Origin of the sequence: Glycomyces sp. TRM65418 (assembly GCF_019710475.1) — a bacterium.
Taxonomy (GTDB): Bacteria; Actinomycetota; Actinomycetes; order Mycobacteriales; family Micromonosporaceae; genus Glycomyces.
Genome location: NZ_JAJFAX010000005.1, coordinates 329,850 through 345,180, shown reverse-complemented (window position 1 = coordinate 345,180; position 15,331 = coordinate 329,850). Strand labels below are relative to the sequence as shown.

The 15,331-nt window shown below is 71.3% G+C and carries 13 protein-coding genes; 5 read left to right on the top strand and 8 right to left on the bottom strand.

Annotated elements, in window-relative coordinates; genetic code table 11:
- Nucleotides 1-179 precede the first annotated feature (179 nt).
- From K3N28_RS13895 to K3N28_RS13885, 3 genes are all read right to left on the bottom strand, one after another.
- Nucleotides 180-2,651: a S8 family serine peptidase gene (locus tag K3N28_RS13895; protein WP_304608722.1), complete on the bottom strand. Its 2,472-nt coding sequence runs from the start codon at nucleotides 2,649-2,651 to the stop codon at nucleotides 180-182.
- A 638-nt stretch (nucleotides 2,652-3,289) separates the two neighbouring features.
- On the bottom strand, nucleotides 3,290-3,652 hold the full coding sequence (locus K3N28_RS13890) for a CrcB family protein (RefSeq protein ID WP_228093131.1): 363 nt from the start codon (nucleotides 3,650-3,652) through the stop codon (nucleotides 3,290-3,292).
- A complete protein-coding gene (locus K3N28_RS13885; RefSeq protein ID WP_228093130.1) occupies nucleotides 3,649-4,143 on the bottom strand; it encodes a CrcB family protein in 495 nt (164 codons plus the stop codon). Before K3N28_RS13885 ends, K3N28_RS13890 begins: the two co-directional genes overlap by 4 nt.
- Before the next feature lie 441 nt (nucleotides 4,144-4,584).
- Between K3N28_RS13885 and K3N28_RS13880 the strand changes: the two genes are divergently transcribed.
- On the top strand, nucleotides 4,585-5,952 hold the full coding sequence (locus K3N28_RS13880) for a dicarboxylate/amino acid:cation symporter (RefSeq protein ID WP_228093128.1): 1,368 nt from the start codon (nucleotides 4,585-4,587) through the stop codon (nucleotides 5,950-5,952).
- A gap of 70 nt (nucleotides 5,953-6,022) precedes the next feature.
- On the opposite strand, the gene K3N28_RS13875 is transcribed toward K3N28_RS13880, so the two are convergent.
- Entirely contained in the window at nucleotides 6,023-6,715 is a 693-nt protein-coding gene (locus tag K3N28_RS13875; protein WP_228093127.1) for a TetR/AcrR family transcriptional regulator, read from the bottom strand.
- A 140-nt stretch (nucleotides 6,716-6,855) separates the two neighbouring features.
- Here K3N28_RS13875 and K3N28_RS13870 point away from each other — a divergent pair, with 140 nt between their 5' ends.
- Together K3N28_RS13870 and K3N28_RS13865 are read left to right on the top strand one after the other, a co-directional pair.
- On the top strand, nucleotides 6,856-7,599 hold the full coding sequence (locus K3N28_RS13870; protein WP_228093126.1) for a DUF2306 domain-containing protein: 744 nt from the start codon (nucleotides 6,856-6,858) through the stop codon (nucleotides 7,597-7,599).
- Between the two features lie 165 nt (nucleotides 7,600-7,764).
- Nucleotides 7,765-8,916: a DUF418 domain-containing protein gene (locus K3N28_RS13865; RefSeq protein ID WP_228093125.1), complete on the top strand. Its 1,152-nt coding sequence runs from the start codon at nucleotides 7,765-7,767 to the stop codon at nucleotides 8,914-8,916.
- 54 nt (nucleotides 8,917-8,970) lie between these two features.
- On the opposite strand, the gene K3N28_RS13860 is transcribed toward K3N28_RS13865, so the two are convergent.
- From K3N28_RS13860 to K3N28_RS13850, 3 genes are read right to left on the bottom strand one after another with little or no spacing between them, the layout of a single operon-like run.
- Nucleotides 8,971-10,479, bottom strand: a complete 1,509-nt coding sequence (locus K3N28_RS13860) for a tripartite tricarboxylate transporter permease (RefSeq protein WP_228093124.1) — start codon at nucleotides 10,477-10,479, stop codon at nucleotides 8,971-8,973.
- Nucleotides 10,479-11,039, bottom strand: a complete 561-nt coding sequence (locus tag K3N28_RS13855) for a tripartite tricarboxylate transporter TctB family protein (protein ID WP_228093123.1) — start codon at nucleotides 11,037-11,039, stop codon at nucleotides 10,479-10,481. Before K3N28_RS13855 ends, K3N28_RS13860 begins: the two co-directional genes overlap by 1 nt.
- A complete protein-coding gene (locus K3N28_RS13850) occupies nucleotides 11,036-12,034 on the bottom strand; it encodes a tripartite tricarboxylate transporter substrate binding protein (protein WP_228093122.1) in 999 nt (332 codons plus the stop codon). Before K3N28_RS13850 ends, K3N28_RS13855 begins: the two co-directional genes overlap by 4 nt.
- 112 nt (nucleotides 12,035-12,146) lie before the next feature.
- Here K3N28_RS13850 and K3N28_RS13845 point away from each other — a divergent pair, with 112 nt between their 5' ends.
- Both K3N28_RS13845 and K3N28_RS13840 read left to right on the top strand, forming a co-directional pair.
- Nucleotides 12,147-14,024, top strand: coding sequence for a sensor histidine kinase (locus tag K3N28_RS13845; protein WP_228093121.1), 1,878 nt, complete (start codon nucleotides 12,147-12,149; stop codon nucleotides 14,022-14,024).
- Nucleotides 14,021-14,707: a response regulator gene (locus K3N28_RS13840; protein ID WP_228093120.1), complete on the top strand. Its 687-nt coding sequence runs from the start codon at nucleotides 14,021-14,023 to the stop codon at nucleotides 14,705-14,707. Before K3N28_RS13845 ends, K3N28_RS13840 begins: the two co-directional genes overlap by 4 nt.
- On the opposite strand, the gene K3N28_RS13835 is transcribed toward K3N28_RS13840, so the two are convergent.
- Nucleotides 14,704-15,261 (bottom strand): hypothetical protein, encoded by a 558-nt coding sequence (locus tag K3N28_RS13835; RefSeq protein ID WP_228093119.1) that lies wholly within the window; start codon nucleotides 15,259-15,261, stop codon nucleotides 14,704-14,706. The two genes, K3N28_RS13840 and K3N28_RS13835, sit on opposite strands and share 4 nt — an antisense overlap.
- Nucleotides 15,262-15,331: the final 70 nt, after the last annotated feature.

Sequence of the window (15,331 nt, the reverse complement as noted above, 5' to 3'; positions counted from 1 at the left end):
CATCTGGCCCTGCGGGATGGCGGCGACAGAAGGGGATTCGCGAACGTCGCCATACCGAGACCGCGCGCGGGAAGCCGCCCGCGCGCGGTCCCCGCAGGACCATGCCTTCCGCGGAACACGCGGGCGGTCGGGCACACCAGCCCGACCGCCCGCATTATTCCGCCGTCTTCTCGAAACCGCTATTCGACGAGGTTGAACACCGGAGACTCCCACTGCTCCCAGTGATCCGGATTCGATTCGTCCCCAAGGGCTTTCAGCACCCGCACCGTCAACGACCACCGGCCCGGTTCCAACGCGCCCGGCCGCTCGGCGACCAGATCCTCCAAGTGGAGGCCTATCGCGTCATCGGGTCCAGGTGAGCGCGGCAAGTACTGCTCCCGCTCCCATGCGACCACCGTGCCGGTGTCGGCGTTCTCCATGCTGACATCCATTGCCGAGACCTGGTGTCCCAAGTAGATCAGTGCGGCGAGGTCCGGGCCCTCGGCGAGGCTGAACGCCTCACCGTCTTCCACATCCCGGTAGTCCGACTCCTCCGTCTCGGCGTCCTGGTCGACCACTGCCGCGAGGCGCGGGTACTCCGGATGGTCGAGCACCGGGATGGCGAGATAGTCGCCCTGGTAGCCGGAATAGGCCGCCGTCAGCGACTCGCCGCCGGCCTCCGGCCGGGCGGTGATCCGGCCGCCGAAGACGCTGCCGGTCGGCAGCTCGGCGTTCGGCTCGACTGTGACCCGTACCGTCGCCGACTGGCCCGGGTACAGGTCCAGGGTCTTCGGTTCGAACGTCACCTTCGGTTCGGCGGCATGGAATCCCGGTTCTCGTTCGTCGCCGGTGGTGGCGATCGTGGAGCGGTGTGTGAGTTCGTAGGTCCGCGCGACACGGTCGCGTGATGTCAAGGTGAGTTCGAAGGTGCGCGGCCCGGTGCCGTCGCCGGTGTTGACGCCCGTGGGGTACAGGTAGGTCTGGGCGTCGAGGGCGTCGATCACGTTGATGACGCCGGTGCCCTGGCGGTGCGCCGCTTCGAGTTCGCCCAAGGTCGAGTTCTCGCTCCATGGGACCGGCTTGGCGGAGTTGGCGAGCCGGGTGCGCACATCGCGCGGTTTCAGCTGCGGTTCCTGCTCGATGAGCAGCGCGGCGGCGCCGGCGACGTGCGGTGAGGACATCGAGGTGCCCGAGAGTGCCGCGTAGGAGCCCTCGGCCACGGGGACCGTGGACCAGATGCCGCCGCCGGGGGCGGCAAGGTCCGGTTTGAACGACAGGTCGGGCGCGGGCCCGTAAGCGGTGAACGCGGAGGCGAGCCCGGCCCGGGGCAGGTCGACCAGGACCGTGCGGTCGGTGAACTCCAAGACCGGGGCTTTGCCGATGGCGGCCAGGTCGCGGAGGTCCTCGCCGTCGGTGTCGGTGACGGTGACCATCGGGACGCCGAGGTCCTCGACACCGCCGCCGCCGAAGGGGCCCGAGCGGTCGTTGTAGATCACCACCGTCGTCGCACCCTCGGCCACGGCCCGCTCGTACTTCTCCTTGAACGTGCAGGTCCCCCGGACGACGAGCGCCGCCTTGCCGTTGACGTCGCCTTCGGAGACGTCGTCGGCGCAGGCGCGGCCGAGCCACACCAGCGGGTCGGTGGCCGTGCCCGCCTCGGGTTCGGGCGTGGCGGCGAGGATGCGGTAGCCGATGGTCCGGTCCAGCGCCGCGACGTACGCGGCGCTCATGCGCTGCGCGGAGTTGTCGGTGGAGGCCACGGCTATGACGTCCTCACCGACGCCGGGCGCCGCGCCCGAGTAGACGCCGGCCTCGCCGTCGTTGCCCATCGACGCGACGACGGTGACGCCCTCCGCGGTGAGCCGATCGGCGGCTTCCGCGGTGGGGTAACCGGGCCATTGGAACGGCTGGCCGAGTGAGAGGTTCACGACGTCCATGCCGTCGTCGAGCGCCGCCTCCATCGCTCGCATGACGACTTCGGCGCTGGTGGAGCCCTCGCAGCCGAAGACCTTGTACGCGCCGAAGGTGACCTCCGGGGCGGCGCCGGTGACTTTGCCGTTCGCGCCGACGATCCCGGCGACGTGGGTGCCGTGGCCGACGCAGTCGGCGGGGTCGTCGTCGGGGACGGGCTCGGCGTGGTCGGGGTCGTCCGAATCGAAGTCGTCGCCTACGAAGTCGGCGCCGACGGTGACGCGGCAGCCGGGGCCGAAGCAGCCGCCGAGGTCGGGGTGGGTGTAGTCGATGCCGGTGTCGATGATGCCGACCTTGACGCCGTCGCCGGTGATGCCGCGCGCGTGCGCATCGTCCGCGCGGGTGGTCTCGATGGCCTGAGCGAGTTCGGGCTCAGCGGCTTCGGGGTCGGATTCGAGAGGGGCGTGCAGTCCGTCGGCGACGCGGCCGGGGCCGGTGAAGACCACGTCGGACCAGACCTGGTCCACGAGGTCGAGCCGCTCGAGGCGGCGTGCCGTGGCCGGGTCGGCTTCGACGGAGACGCCGTTCCAGATGCGCTCGAAGTCGTGGCGGATCGAGTAGTCGAGTTCGCGGCCGGCCGATTCGAGTGCCGAGGCGTCGGCGCCGGGTGCGAACTCCACGAGCCAGACCTGCGGCGGACCGTCGTCCGAGTTCGCTTGGACCGTGGGAGCGGAGGAGACGAGCAGCGGTAGTGCGAGCACGCCGGCGAGCATCGCGGTGGGCCGTGACGCGGGCCGCGGGAACGGCCGCGAGAAGCGCTGTAGGTGGGGGGTGGGTGCGGATCGCAGGCGCGGGAACGCGCGGAAGCCCGGCATCAAGGGTCCCTCTCGACTCGTGCCGGTCGGAGGCGCTCCGAAGCGATCGGCCGCCCCCGACCGGCAGATATGGCAGGACCTCGATCGTGGGGCATGGAACGGGCGGAACCGCGCATTTGCCACATGAGGGCCATCGCGTGTCGGAACGCGAGGGACTGGGCGCTGGGAACGGGAGCAGGGTGTGGGGGATGGGAGTGATTCGGGCTTCAGCCTTTGAATCGGACGGTATTGGGCTCCCGATGTCAGGGTGGTTCCAGGGTGGGGCAGCTCCCGGGGTTTTCGGATCGAGCTGGCTTGCGGGAACGCTTGATGGAGGGGCGGGCCGGGCCCGGGGCGCAGGGGGTGTGGCGGCTGTGGTGCTGGGGTGCTCGGTTCGGTGATGCGCCGTGGTCGGTGCTTGTTCGGCGGGCCGTGGTGGCGGTTGGGCTTGAGTCGCCTCGAAGCGGGCGAGAACCTCTGCTGCATCGGCGCGACGACGAACCGGCCGATCGTCCCCGCGCCCGGCTGCCTGCTCGCCGGACGGGTCAGCTCGCGATCAGGTGTGCGGCGGCGAAGCCGAGGAGGCCTGCCGCCGCGCCTCCGGTGAGGTTCGCGGCCACGTTCGCCGCCGCGTGGTGCCACCGGCCGTCCTCTACGAGGAGGAGCGTCTCGTACGACAGGGTGGAGTACGTGGTGAGTGCGCCGCAGAAGCCGGTGATCAGGAGGGCGCTCCAGCGCGGGTCGGTCACCGTGACGGTGAGGAACACGGCCAGGCCCGAACCGATGGTGTTGACCGCCAACGTGCCCCATGGGAGGCGTCGGCCCGCGTAGTGCGCGAGGACGAGGTCGGTGAGGAATCGCGCCGGCGCGCCCACCGCCGCGCCGGCGGCGACCAGCAACAGGGTCATGTCGTCTCGCTGTCGCGTCGTCCGCGCTTCAGGAGGCGGCGGGTGGCGTACATGCCGAGCGCGGCCGTGAGCAGTGCCGCCGCGAGGGTCGTGAACGCGTAGAGCACGGCGAGCAGGGTCGCGTCGGCGTTCGCGGCGTGGCCGATGTCGAGGAGGTAGGTGGAGAAGGTGGTGAAGCCGCCGAGTACGCCGACGCCGAGGAACGGTCGGGCCAGGGTCGTGCCGGGAGCCGCTTCGGTCACGATCACCATCAGCGCCCCGATGAGCAGTCCGCCGGTCGTGTTGGCGAGGAATGTGGCGTAGTTGAACGAGCCGGGCGCTGATGGGAGCGCCGTGGTGAGGCCGTACCGGGCCGTCGCGCCGATCGCGCCGCCGATCGCGACCGCGGCCAGTGCGGAGGCGGGGACGGCGCGGAGGGTCTGGCGCAGGGGCGGGCGAGGTGTGTGCGGTGCCGGGCCGGTGGGTCGCGGGTTTCTCGGTGGTTCGGGCATTCGACGAATCTAGTCGGTGGCGGGTGTGGGGCTCGGTTGGTCGGGGTCTTGTCGTTCACCGGCCGGTTCGGGGGGTCGCTGGTGGGCGTTGCCGCTTCTTGGTCGCTGCTCGGTGGGTCGCTTCGCTCGTGGGTTGCTCGTGGGGGTGGGCGCGTCATGCCGTATGCGTTCGCTCACCGATCCTTGCGTCCGTTGTGCGAGGGCCGTTATCGTTGACGCGCGATGCGCTACACGATCACTGACCAGCACTTGACACGCAGGCGTCACCTCGACTTCTGCCGCGTGTCCGCCGTGCTCTGTCGTTAGCGCGAACCTCTTCACCGGCGGGCTCGCCGATGTATCTCCTTCTTCGCTGGTCGTGAGTCCATTCCAGCGTCTCCTTGCACGCCCCGCAGCCGGGTGCCGTCCCGTGCTGTCTGCTTGAAATCCAAGAGGTTCACCATGTCCGCCTCCGCGGAATCCGATATCGCAGCGCGCAAGCGCTCCAAGAAGGTCCCGTTCGCCGCGCAGTTGCTCGTCGGTCTCGTGCTCGGTCTCGTCCTGGGTTTCGTGGCCCGGGAGTGGTCGGTCGCGTGGCTCGGGTCCGGGCTCGACACGGTCGGGACGCTGTTCGTGCAGCTGCTGTTCCTGATCGTGCCGTTCCTGGTGTTCACGGCGATCGTCGCGTCGATCGCCAATCTCCGCGATCTCGCCAACGCCGGTCGCCTGGTGGCCAAGACGCTCGGCTGGTTCGCGTTGACGTCGTTCATCGCGGTGGTCATCGGTCTCGCGATCGGGTTGGCGACCGATCCGGGTGAGGGCGTGACGCTCACGAGTGAGGCGGCCGCGCCCGAGACGACGGGGTCGTGGACCGATTTCCTGACGGGGATCGTCCCGACGAATGTGGTGGACGCGTTCGTGAACGTGAACGTGCTGCAGATCGTGTTTCTGGCGATCGTGGTCGGGGCGGCGGCGGCGCGGCTCGGGGAGCGGGCCGAGCCGTTCCTGAAGTTCAACGCGTCGGCGTTGGCGCTGGTGCAGAAGGCCCTGTGGTGGGTGATCCGGTTGGCGCCGGTCGGTACGGCCGCGCTGATCGGGAAGGCCGTGTTCTCGTACGGCTGGGATCTGCTGGAGCCGTTGGCGGTGTTCAGCGTCGACATCTACGCGGGTGCGCTCGTGGTGATGCTGGTGGTCTATCCGGTGCTGCTGCGGGTGGTGGCGAAGGTGTCGCCGGTGCAGTTCTTCCGGAAGGCGTGGCCGGCGATCCAGTTCGCGTTCGTGTCGCGTTCGTCGGTGGGGACGTTGCCGTTGGCGCAGCGGATCGTGACGGAGCGGCTCGGGGTGGCGCGCGATTACGCGTCGTTCGCGTCGCCGTTCGGGGCGACGACCAAGATGGACGGTTGCGCGGCGATCTATCCGGCGATCGCGGCGATCTTCGTGGCGCAGGTGTACGGGGTGCCCTTGGAGGTGCAGGACTATGTGCTGATCGCGTTCGTGTCGGTGATCGGTTCGGCGGCGACGGCGGGCCTGACCGGTGCGACGGTGATGTTGACGTTGACGCTGTCGACGCTGGGGCTGCCGTTGGAGGGTGTGGGTCTGCTGCTGGCGATCGACCCGATCATGGACATGATCCGCACGGCGACGAACGTGACGGGGCAGATGGTGGTGCCGGTGATCGTGGCGAAGTCGGAGCGGATCCTGGACCGGGAGGTGTACGACGCCGCTCCGGTGCCGTTGGACGTGGAGGCCGCGTTCGCGGGGGAGCCGGGGGGCGGCCGGGAGGCTGACGGGGGTGCTCGGCCGGGTGAGCCGGCGTTGCAGCCCGCTTAGGAGCTTTGCTCTCTCCTGAAAGCCGAGGGGTCGGTCCGTGCGGGCCGGCCCCTCGGTGTTCGCGCGGGGCTCACCGCCGGGTTTCGAGGTGTCGTTCGAGGCCGTCGAGGACGCGGTCGAGGCCGAACTCGAAGTAGTGGTCGAGGGGCGGGTCGGCTGCGGGTTCGGTGAGTCGTGCGAGGTGCGGGAACCGTTCGCGCATGGCCGGGTCGGCGAGGAATCGGAAGAATTCGGCCTTGCCCGCGGGGGCGTCGGCCATGCCGAGTTCGGGGCGGACGGCGCCGAGTACGAAGCAGTCGACGGTGAGGACGGCGGCCAGGGCGAGGGGCGCGGGCATGTCGAGCTGCTCGAGTCGTCCGAGGACGTCGTCGACCCAGGTCGCCTCGCAGGGTCCCATGGCGCGCTGGTCGGTGGCGACGGTGAGCGCCCAGGGGTGGGAGGTGAACAGGTCGCGCACGCCGAGGCCCCAGGCGCGCAGGAGGTCCCGCCAGTGGTCGGCTTCGGGGAGGGGCGGTGGTCCGGCCATGAGCGAGTCGTACATGAGGAGCTTGAGCTCGTCTTTGCCGGGGACGTGGCGGTAGAGGGACATGACGCCGCTGCCGAGGCGTTCGGCGAGGTGTTTCATCGAGACGTGCTGCAGGCCTTCGGTGTCGGCGATGGCGACGGCTTCGGCCACGATGCGTTCGCGGCTGAGGCCGGCGGGCCGTCCGCGGCCGGGGCGGGCCTGGTCGCCCCACAGCAGTTCGTATTCGCCTGATCCCACTGGCGTCGTCCCTCCCGTTGCTGCCCTTGGCAGCCTACGTGCCGGCCGGGAGGCACTGGCGGGCCTCAATGGTGCGTATGACGTACGCTTATTAGCGTATTAGATACGCATCCGTGCGTCCGCAGTGATCGGAGACTCCCGTGGCCACACCCGCCGTCCTCACCCGCCCCGAACCCGACTCCCCGCCGGACCGGACCCGCCCGAAGTGGTACCGCCGCCCGTGGATCGTGCCGCTGTTCGTCGTCGTCGGGCTCTTCGTGGCCGCGCGACTGCCCTCCTACCTCACCTTCGACACCGGCGACTCCCTCGTCGAACTCCAGGACGCCTTCCCCGAGACGCACTACCTGATGCTCTCGGGGCACATCCTGTTCGGCTCGATCGCGATCGTCACCTGCTCGATGCAGGTGTGGCCGTGGCTCCGGCAGCACCACCCGAAGGTCCACCGGATCTCCGGCCGCGTCTACGTGTTCGCCGGAGTCGTCCCCTCCGGGCTGTTCGCGCTCGTCGTCAGCGTCGTCTCCGTGGTCGGCCCCGCCGGCAGGATCGGGAACGTGCTCCTGGCGCTCCTGTGGTTCGGCACCACCTTCGCCGGGCTCGCCGCCGCCCGCCGGCGCCGCTTCCGGGAGCACCGCCGGTGGATGATCCGCAGCTTCGCGCTGTGCACGTCCATCGTGGTCAACCGGGTCTGGCTGTTCCTCATCCTCATGGTGCTCCTGCCGTTCCAGGACGGCTACTACGGCGGCGACATGGACGCCCTCGTCGAGGACGCCGCCGTCGTCTCGATCTGGATGAGCTGGATCGTCAACCTCATGATCGCCCAGTGGTGGCTCGACCGGCAGCCCCGCCGCGGCAAGGTCCGCGAGCGGACCGCCCCGGCGGTCTGAGGCCGGACGGGGCGGTGTTCGGCGCTGCCACCAAAGTCGCACGCCGCCGCCGGCCGCTGCGACCTTCGGCGCGGAAGCGCCTCCACCGCCGGTCGCGCCTCGCGGACGCGAAAGTCCATGCTGCGGAAGGATTCCTTCGACTCCCGCGGCGGCGAAGCTGGATCCATGCACACCACCTCCGCCACGGCGCCCGCCGCGACCGCGCCGGCGGCGCGGCGGCTGCCGCTGCTCGACGTCCTGCGCGGCGTGGCCATCCTCGGCACGCTCGGCACGAACATCTGGATCTTCGCCGCCGCGGCGGGCGAGGCCGCGCCCCTGCTCGGCGGCGCGGGCGCCGCCACCGACGACACGGTGATCGGCGCGGTCTTCGAGCTGCTCGCCAACGGCAAGTTCCTGTCGATGCTGACCCTGCTGTTCGGCGTCGGCCTCGCGATCCAGTTCCGCTCCGGCGAGCGGCGCGGCCGGCGCTGGCCCGGCCGCTACCACTGGCGGGCGCTGTTCCTCTTCGCCGAGGGCACGATCCACTTCGTGCTGGTCTTCGCCTGGGACGTCCTCATGGGCTACGCCGTCACGGCGATCGTGGTGGCGTGGCTGCTCACGCGTTCGGTGCGGGTCCAGCACGCGGTCATGTGGATCCAGCTCGCCCTGCACCTCGCGATCATCGGCCTCATCACCGCCGCGATGTTCAGCCTGGACCCGGCCGAGCAGAGCGACCCGGAGATCGAGGCGCTCTACGCGTCCGGGTCGTGGATCGAGCAGGTCCAGTTCCGGCTCGACAACGCGCTCGCGTTCCGCATGGAGCCGATCATCGCGTTCCCGTTCCTCATGTTCCTGTTCCTGCTGGGGGTCAGGCTGTTCCGTGCCGGGGCGTTCGGCGACGAGGCGCACGGCCGGCGCATGCGGCGCCGGATGGGCATGTGGGGCCTGGGGATCGGCCTCCCGTTGAACCTCGCGGTCATGGCCGGGCCGGACCCGCTGTTCTTCGTGGAGCGGTACGTGGCCGCGCCGATCGTCATGCTCGGGTTCCTCGGCCTCACCGGGATCCTCGTCGACCGGCTGCGGCGCGGACCGGTCATGGCCGCCCTGGAGAGCCTCGGCCGCACCGCCCTCAGCGGCTATGTCCTCCAGAACCTGCTGGCCTCGGCGATCTGCTACGGCTGGGGCCTGGGATTGGCGGCGCGGTACGGGTCGAACCCGTGGTTCGTCGCCGGGCTGTGGCTCGCGATCAGCGTCGTCCTGCTCGTCGGCTCGCGGCTGTGGCTGCGCCGCTTCAGCACCGGCCCGGTCGAGCTGCTGCAGCGGTCGATCCTGCGCTGAACGGCCGCGAGGCGCGGACCGGCCCCCGGCCCGCGCCTCCCCCCTCGCGCCGCGCTAGGCGGCGGCCCTCGCGCGGTCCCGCGTCGCGCGGCGCACGAGCATCCGGCCCAAGGGCCACAAGGCGATCACCGCGATGATCGCGTAGATCGTCCACGACACCGGGCCGCCGACGAGCCCCGACAGGTCCCCGCCCGACAGCTGCAGCGACATGCGCGCCTGCCGCTCGGCCATCGGGCCGAGGATGAGGCCGACGATCAACGGCAGCACCGGGAGCCCGAACCGCCGCATCGCCAACCCGACCAGCCCGAGCGTGAGCAGCAGGAACAGGTCGAACGGCTGGGCGTTCACCGCGTACGCGCCCATCGACGCGAAGAACAGGATCCCCGCGTACAGGTACGGCTTGGGGATCCGCAGCAGCTTCACCCACACCGGGATCAGCGGCAGGTTGAGCACCAGCAGCATCACGTTGCCGACGAACAGGCTCGCGATGAGCGTCCACACCAGCGCCGACTGCTTCTCGAACAGCAGCGGGCCCGGCTGGATCCCGTAGCTCTGGAACGCCGCCAGCATGACCGCGGCGGTCGCGTTCACCGGCAGGCCGAGCGCCAGCATCGGCACCATCGTGCCCGCGGCGGACGCGTTGTTGGCGGCCTCCGGGCCCGCGACGCCCTCGATCGCGCCGTGCCCGAACTCGTGCTGGTGCTTCGAGAGGCGCCGCTCGGTGATGTACGACAGGAACGTCGGCAGTTCCGCGCCCCCGGCCGGGACCGCCCCGAACGGGAACCCGAGCGCGGAGCCGCGCAGCCACGGCCCCCAGGAGCGTTGCCAGTCCTGGCGGCCCATCCACACCTTGCCGACCGGGATGATCTCGCCCGCGCCGGACTTGATCCGCGCGGCCGTCCACAGCGCCTCGCCCACGGCGAAGACGCCGACGGCGACGATGATGACGTCGACGCCGCTGGCGAGCTCGGCGACGCCGTAGGTCAGGCGCTGCTGCCCGGTCACCGCGTCGATCCCGATGGTGCCGATGACGAGGCCGACCAGGAGCGACGCGAACCCGCGGACGCGGGAGGCCCCGAGCACCGACGCGGTCGCGATGAGCGCGAGCGCCATGATCGCGAAGTAGTCGGGCGCGCCGAGCGTGATCGCGAACTGGACGGTGATCGGGGTGACGAACACCAGGGCGAGGGTCGCGATGGTCCCGGCGACGAACGAGCCGATCGCGGCCGTGGCGAGGGCCTGCCCGCCGCGGCCGTTCTTGGCCATCTTGAAGCCTTCGAGGACCGTCACGACCGACGAGGACTGCCCGGGGGTGTTGAGCAGGATCGACGTGGTCGATCCGCCGTACATGCCGCCGTAGAAGATCCCGCCGAACATGATGAACGCCTGCGTGGGTTCCATGCCGTAGGTGATCGGCAGCAGCAGCGCGACCGCCATCGCGGTGCCGAGGCCGGGGAGGACGCCGACGGCGGTGCCGATGGTGACGCCGATGAGGGCGATGAGCAGGTTGCCCGGGGTGAGGATCGCGGCGAAGCCGTCCATGAGGGCGTTGAGGTTGTCCATCAGAGGATCCCCTGCAGGACGCCCGCGGGCAGGCCCACGCCGAGGCCGATCGCGAAGCCGTAGAACGTGGCCAGGCCGAGCGCGACCGCCGCGGCGAGCGTCGTGAGGTAGCGGCGCGAGCCGAGCACGATCGCGGCGCCCCAGAACAGGAGCGCCCCGGAGACGACCCAGCCGAGCCAGTCGATGAGCAGCGCGTTCGCGATGAACACGGCGCACAGCAGGCCGAGGGTCCGCCAGTCGAAGGCGGCGTCGCCGTCGCGGTGGTCGGCCTCGCCGCGGCCGCCGCGGAGCGTGTCGAGCGTGTAGCAGGCGGCGACGGCGAACAGCAGGATCCCGAGGATGATCGGCACGGGTTTGGGGCCGATCGGGTCGTTGGAGGCGGTGAAGCCGCCGAGGCGGGAGGCGTCCACGATGACGAGGACGCCGAGCAGTGTCAGGAACCCGCACACCCACAGCTGTGCGAGGTCCCGCTTCGGGGCGGGCTCGGTCGCCGGTTCCTGCACCGCGGTCGCCGCGGCGGCCGCGGTTTCGGGAGGCGGGGTCTCGTCGGGCGCCGTCACGCCAGGCCCAGCCGCTGGAGGGTGTCGGCGACCATCCGGTCCTGCTCTTCGAGGAACGTCCCGAAGTCGTCGCCGGTGAGAAATGAGTCGGTCCAGCCCTGCTTGTCGAGCTCTTCCTGCCAGGCGGCCGAGTCGTGCATGGCGGTGAGGGCGTCGATCCACTTGTCGCGGTCGGCGTCCTCGATCTCGGGCGGGGCGACCCAGCCGCGCCAGTTCGTGAACTCGAGTTCGATCCCGGATTCGGCGAACGTGGGGGCGTCGGGGACGACCGGCACGCGCTCGGCGCCGGACACGGCGAGGACCCGCAGCTGCCCGGCGTCGATCTGGTCGATGAACTCGCCGACGCCGCTGGCGCCGAACGCGATCTTCTCGCCCAGCAGCGCGGGCAGGAGTTCCCCGCCGCCGTCGTAGGTGACGTAGTTGACCTGGGTCGGGTCGATGCCCACGGCTCCGGCGAGCTGCATCGGCAGCAGGTGGTCGGGTCCGCCGGGGGAGGAGCCGCCGCCGACGGTGACGCCGGAGAGGTCCGCGGACCAGGCGGTGACGAGGTCGTCGATGGTCTGGAACGGGGAGGCGGCGGGGACGACGATCGCGCCGGCCTCTTCGACGAGTTTCGCGATCGGGGTCGTCGCGGTCAGCTTCGCCTCGGAGTTCTGCGTGTAGGAGGCGCCCACGACGCCGAGGCCCATCTGCATGGCGAGGTCGCCGTTGCCGGATTCGCTGACGGTGCGCTGGAGGCCGACCGTGCCGCCGGCGCCTTCGAGGTTGAAGACCTCGACGGATTCGGCGATCGATTCGTCCTCCATGACGCGGGCGATCGAGCGGGCGGTCGTGTCGTAGCCGCCGCCGGGGCTGTTGGGGACCATGATGCGCAGGCCCGTGAGGGGACCGCTGTCGCCGCTGCCGTCGTCGGCGGTGACGCCGCAGGCGGCGGTCGCCGCCGCGACGGGGACGGCCGCCGCGGCGCTGAGGAAGGCCCTCCGGTGAAATTTCATCGTCTTTGCTCTTTCATTTCGAGGGTGGGGTGAGAGACGATGGTCACCCTGACGCGGCCCCGACGTCAGCCTTGTGTCCGTAACGATCATTGAGTTCATTGTGTTCAGGCCCATGTTCCGCCCGACGCTCGCCGGTCAGCTGCTCGCGTTCCAGCTGACGGTGATCCTGCTCGTGCTCGCCGCCGTCGCCGGGCTCTCCCTCGCCCAGTCCACGGCGGTGTTCAACGCCGAGCAGGGCCGGCGGGTCACCCAGCTCGCCGAGAGCCTCGCCGCCGCCGACCTCGTGCGCAGCCGCCTGCCCGAGCCGCTGCCCGCGCAGACCCTCGCCCCCGAGCTGCAGAGCAATCTGAGCCGGTGGAACGTGTCGTCCGTGAGCGTCGCCGACGCCGGCGGCGTCATCGTCGCCTCCACGAACCCGCTGCTCATCGGCACCGATCTTCCCCTCGGCGACGGCGTCCTCGACGGCCGCGGCTGGCGCGGCGAACTCGATCTCGGCGGCCGCACCGAACTGGTCGCCCAAGCGCCCGTCTTCGGCGAAGAGGAGCCCTACCACGGGATCCAGCTCGGCGTCGCCGTCGTCGGCCGGGAAGTCCCCTCGCCGCTGCAGCGCCTGGCGGGCGCCACGCCCAACCTGCTGCTGTACCTGGGGGTCGCCAGCGCGCTCGGCATCGCCGGGTCCTGGCTGCTGGCGCGGCGGATCAAGCGGCAGACGTTCGGCATGGAGCCGCGGGAGATCGCCGGGCTCGCCGAGCACCGCGAGGCGATGCTGTACGGGATCGCCGAGGGGGTGGTGGCGCTCGACCCGCAGCAGCGCGTCACCCTCGTCAACGACGTCGGGCGCCGCCTGCTGGACCTGCCCGAGCACTCCGTGGGCCGCACGCTCGGCGAGCTCGACTTGACCGCGCGCCTGCGCGACGTCCTCTCCGGTGCGGTCACCGGCTCCGACCAGGTCGTCCTCCAAGGGAACCGGGTCCTGGTCGTGAACCGGATGCCGGTGGCGAAGGACGGGCGGGCGCTCGGCGCGGTCGCGACCTTGCGCGACCGGACCGAACTGGCGCAGCTCGAACGGGACCTCGGGTCGTTCCGGTCCACGGCCGAGGCGCTGCGCGCGCAGGCGCACGAGTTCGACAACAAGCTGCACATCATCTCCGGGCTCATCCAGATCGGCGAGCAGGACGAGGTCGTGGCGTACATCGACGCGCTCAACCGGCACCGGCAGTCCCTCGACCTGTCCATCGGCGAGCCGATCCGGGACAAGGCGGTCGCGGCGCTCCTCATGGCCAAGTCGGCGCAGGCCTCGGAACGGCAGGTGCGGCTCGACGTGGTGGAGGGCAGCGGGCTCGGGGCGCTCGCGCCCGAGGACTCGGCCGACGTGGGCACCGTGTTGGGGAATCTCGTCGACAACGCGGTCGAGGCGGCCGCGGGTCTCGCGTCGAGCGCGCCGCTGCCGCGGCGCAGCGGCAGCGAGGCGTGGGTCGCGGTCGAGATCCGTCATCGCGACGGGGCCGTGCGGATCACGGTCACCGACTCGGGTCCGGGCGTGCCGCCGGAGACGGCGAGCGAGGTGTTCGCGCACGGGTACACGACGAAGGCGGGGGCGGGCGAGCACGGCATCGGCCTTGCGCTCACCAGGCTGGTGTGCGAGCATCACGGCGGCTCGGTGGCCTTGGAGGACTCCGAGGCGGGCGCCCGCTTCACGGCGGTCCTGCCGCTGCTCGGTGAAGCGTGCGAGCCGACCGAAGGCACCCGTGGCGAAGCGTGCGAGCCGGTTGAGGGGGCCGGCGGCGAAGCTCGCGGGCTGATCGGAGACCCGGTCGGCGGCACGTGCCGACCGGTGAAAGGGGCGAAGGTGCCGCCTCACCGGCCGACCGGAGACGCCGGCGGCGAGGTCGACCCGACTGCGGTCGCCGACGCCGGTCCCGAGCCGGTCGCCGGCCCCGGCTTCGTCCGTCCCGCGTCCGCCTCCCGCACGGTGAAGGAACCGACATGATCGATGTGCTGGTCGTCGACGACGACTTCCGGCTGGTCAACATCCACCGCGGGTTCGTCGAGCGCACGCCCGGGTTCCGGGCGGTCGCTTGCGCCCGCAACGGCGAGGAGACCCTCGCGGCGCTGGCCGAGCACCGGCCCGACCTCGTGCTGCTCGACCTGTACCTGCCGGACGTGTTCGGGCTCGACCTGGTGCGTCGCATGCGGGCCGAGGGCCACGAGTGCGACGTCATGGTGATCTCGGCGGCCCGGGAGGCCGACGCGGTGCGGGCGGCCGTGCGCCTGGGCGTCGTCTCCTACCTGCTCAAGCCGTTCAGCTTCGACGACTTCGCGAAGCGGCTGGAGCAGTACGCGAGCCGGCGGGCGGGCCTCGGGGCGGCGGTGCGCGACCAGGCCGACGTCGACCGCGCCTTCGACCGTCCCGCGGCCGGGTCGGTCCCGGTGCTGCCCAAGGGGTTCAGCAACGAGACCGCGAAGCTCGTGGAGACGGCGCTGCGCGGCGCCGAGGGCTCGCTGTCGGCGGCGGAGTGCGCCGAGCGGATCGGGATCTCCCGGGTGAGCGCCCGCCGCTACCTGGAGCAGCTGGCCGAGACCGGGCGGGCGGAGGTGGCGCTGAAGTACGCGGGCCGGGGCCGCCCGGAGCGCCGCTACCGCTGGCGCCGACCGGACGGCCCGCCGGGCTAAGACGCGTCGTCCTCGGGCTTGGTGTTGGCCGAGCCGTCCGGGTTGACGACGTACCAGGCGTCGTTCACGCCCTGGCCGTCCGTCTCGCCGGGCTCGTCGTCGTCGGCGTAGTAGTACAGCGGCTGGCCGTTGTAGGTGACCTGCATCGTCCCGTCGGTGCGCTCGACCGTGCCGATGAGCGCGGCGTCGACCGCGCCGGAGCCGGTCACGTCCTCCGATCCGGTGAGCAGCGGCGGCCACACCGAGGCGCACTGGTCGTAGCAGGTCGACTCGCCGCCGGTGTCGGCCGTGAACAGGTAGAGGGTCATCCCGGCCTGGTCGACGAGGATCTCCCCGAGGTCGTCGTCGGTGTTCGTGGCGAGCGAGGCCGCGCCGGCCGCGGTCGCCTCGTCGCCCGTGGGCGACTCGGTCGCCGCGGTCGCCGACGTCCCGTTCCCGCCGTACGGCGAACCGGAGTCGCCGTCGTCGCCGTCGCCGCACGCGCCGGCCCCGAACGCGGCGAACGCGAGCGCCGCGACGGCGCACGCACGCTGGTACTTCACTGATCTCCTCATGCTGCGAGCCTAAGCAGCGGACCGCCCGGTCCGAGGGATTTCCGCGCACGGACACCGCCTCGGCCGCGCC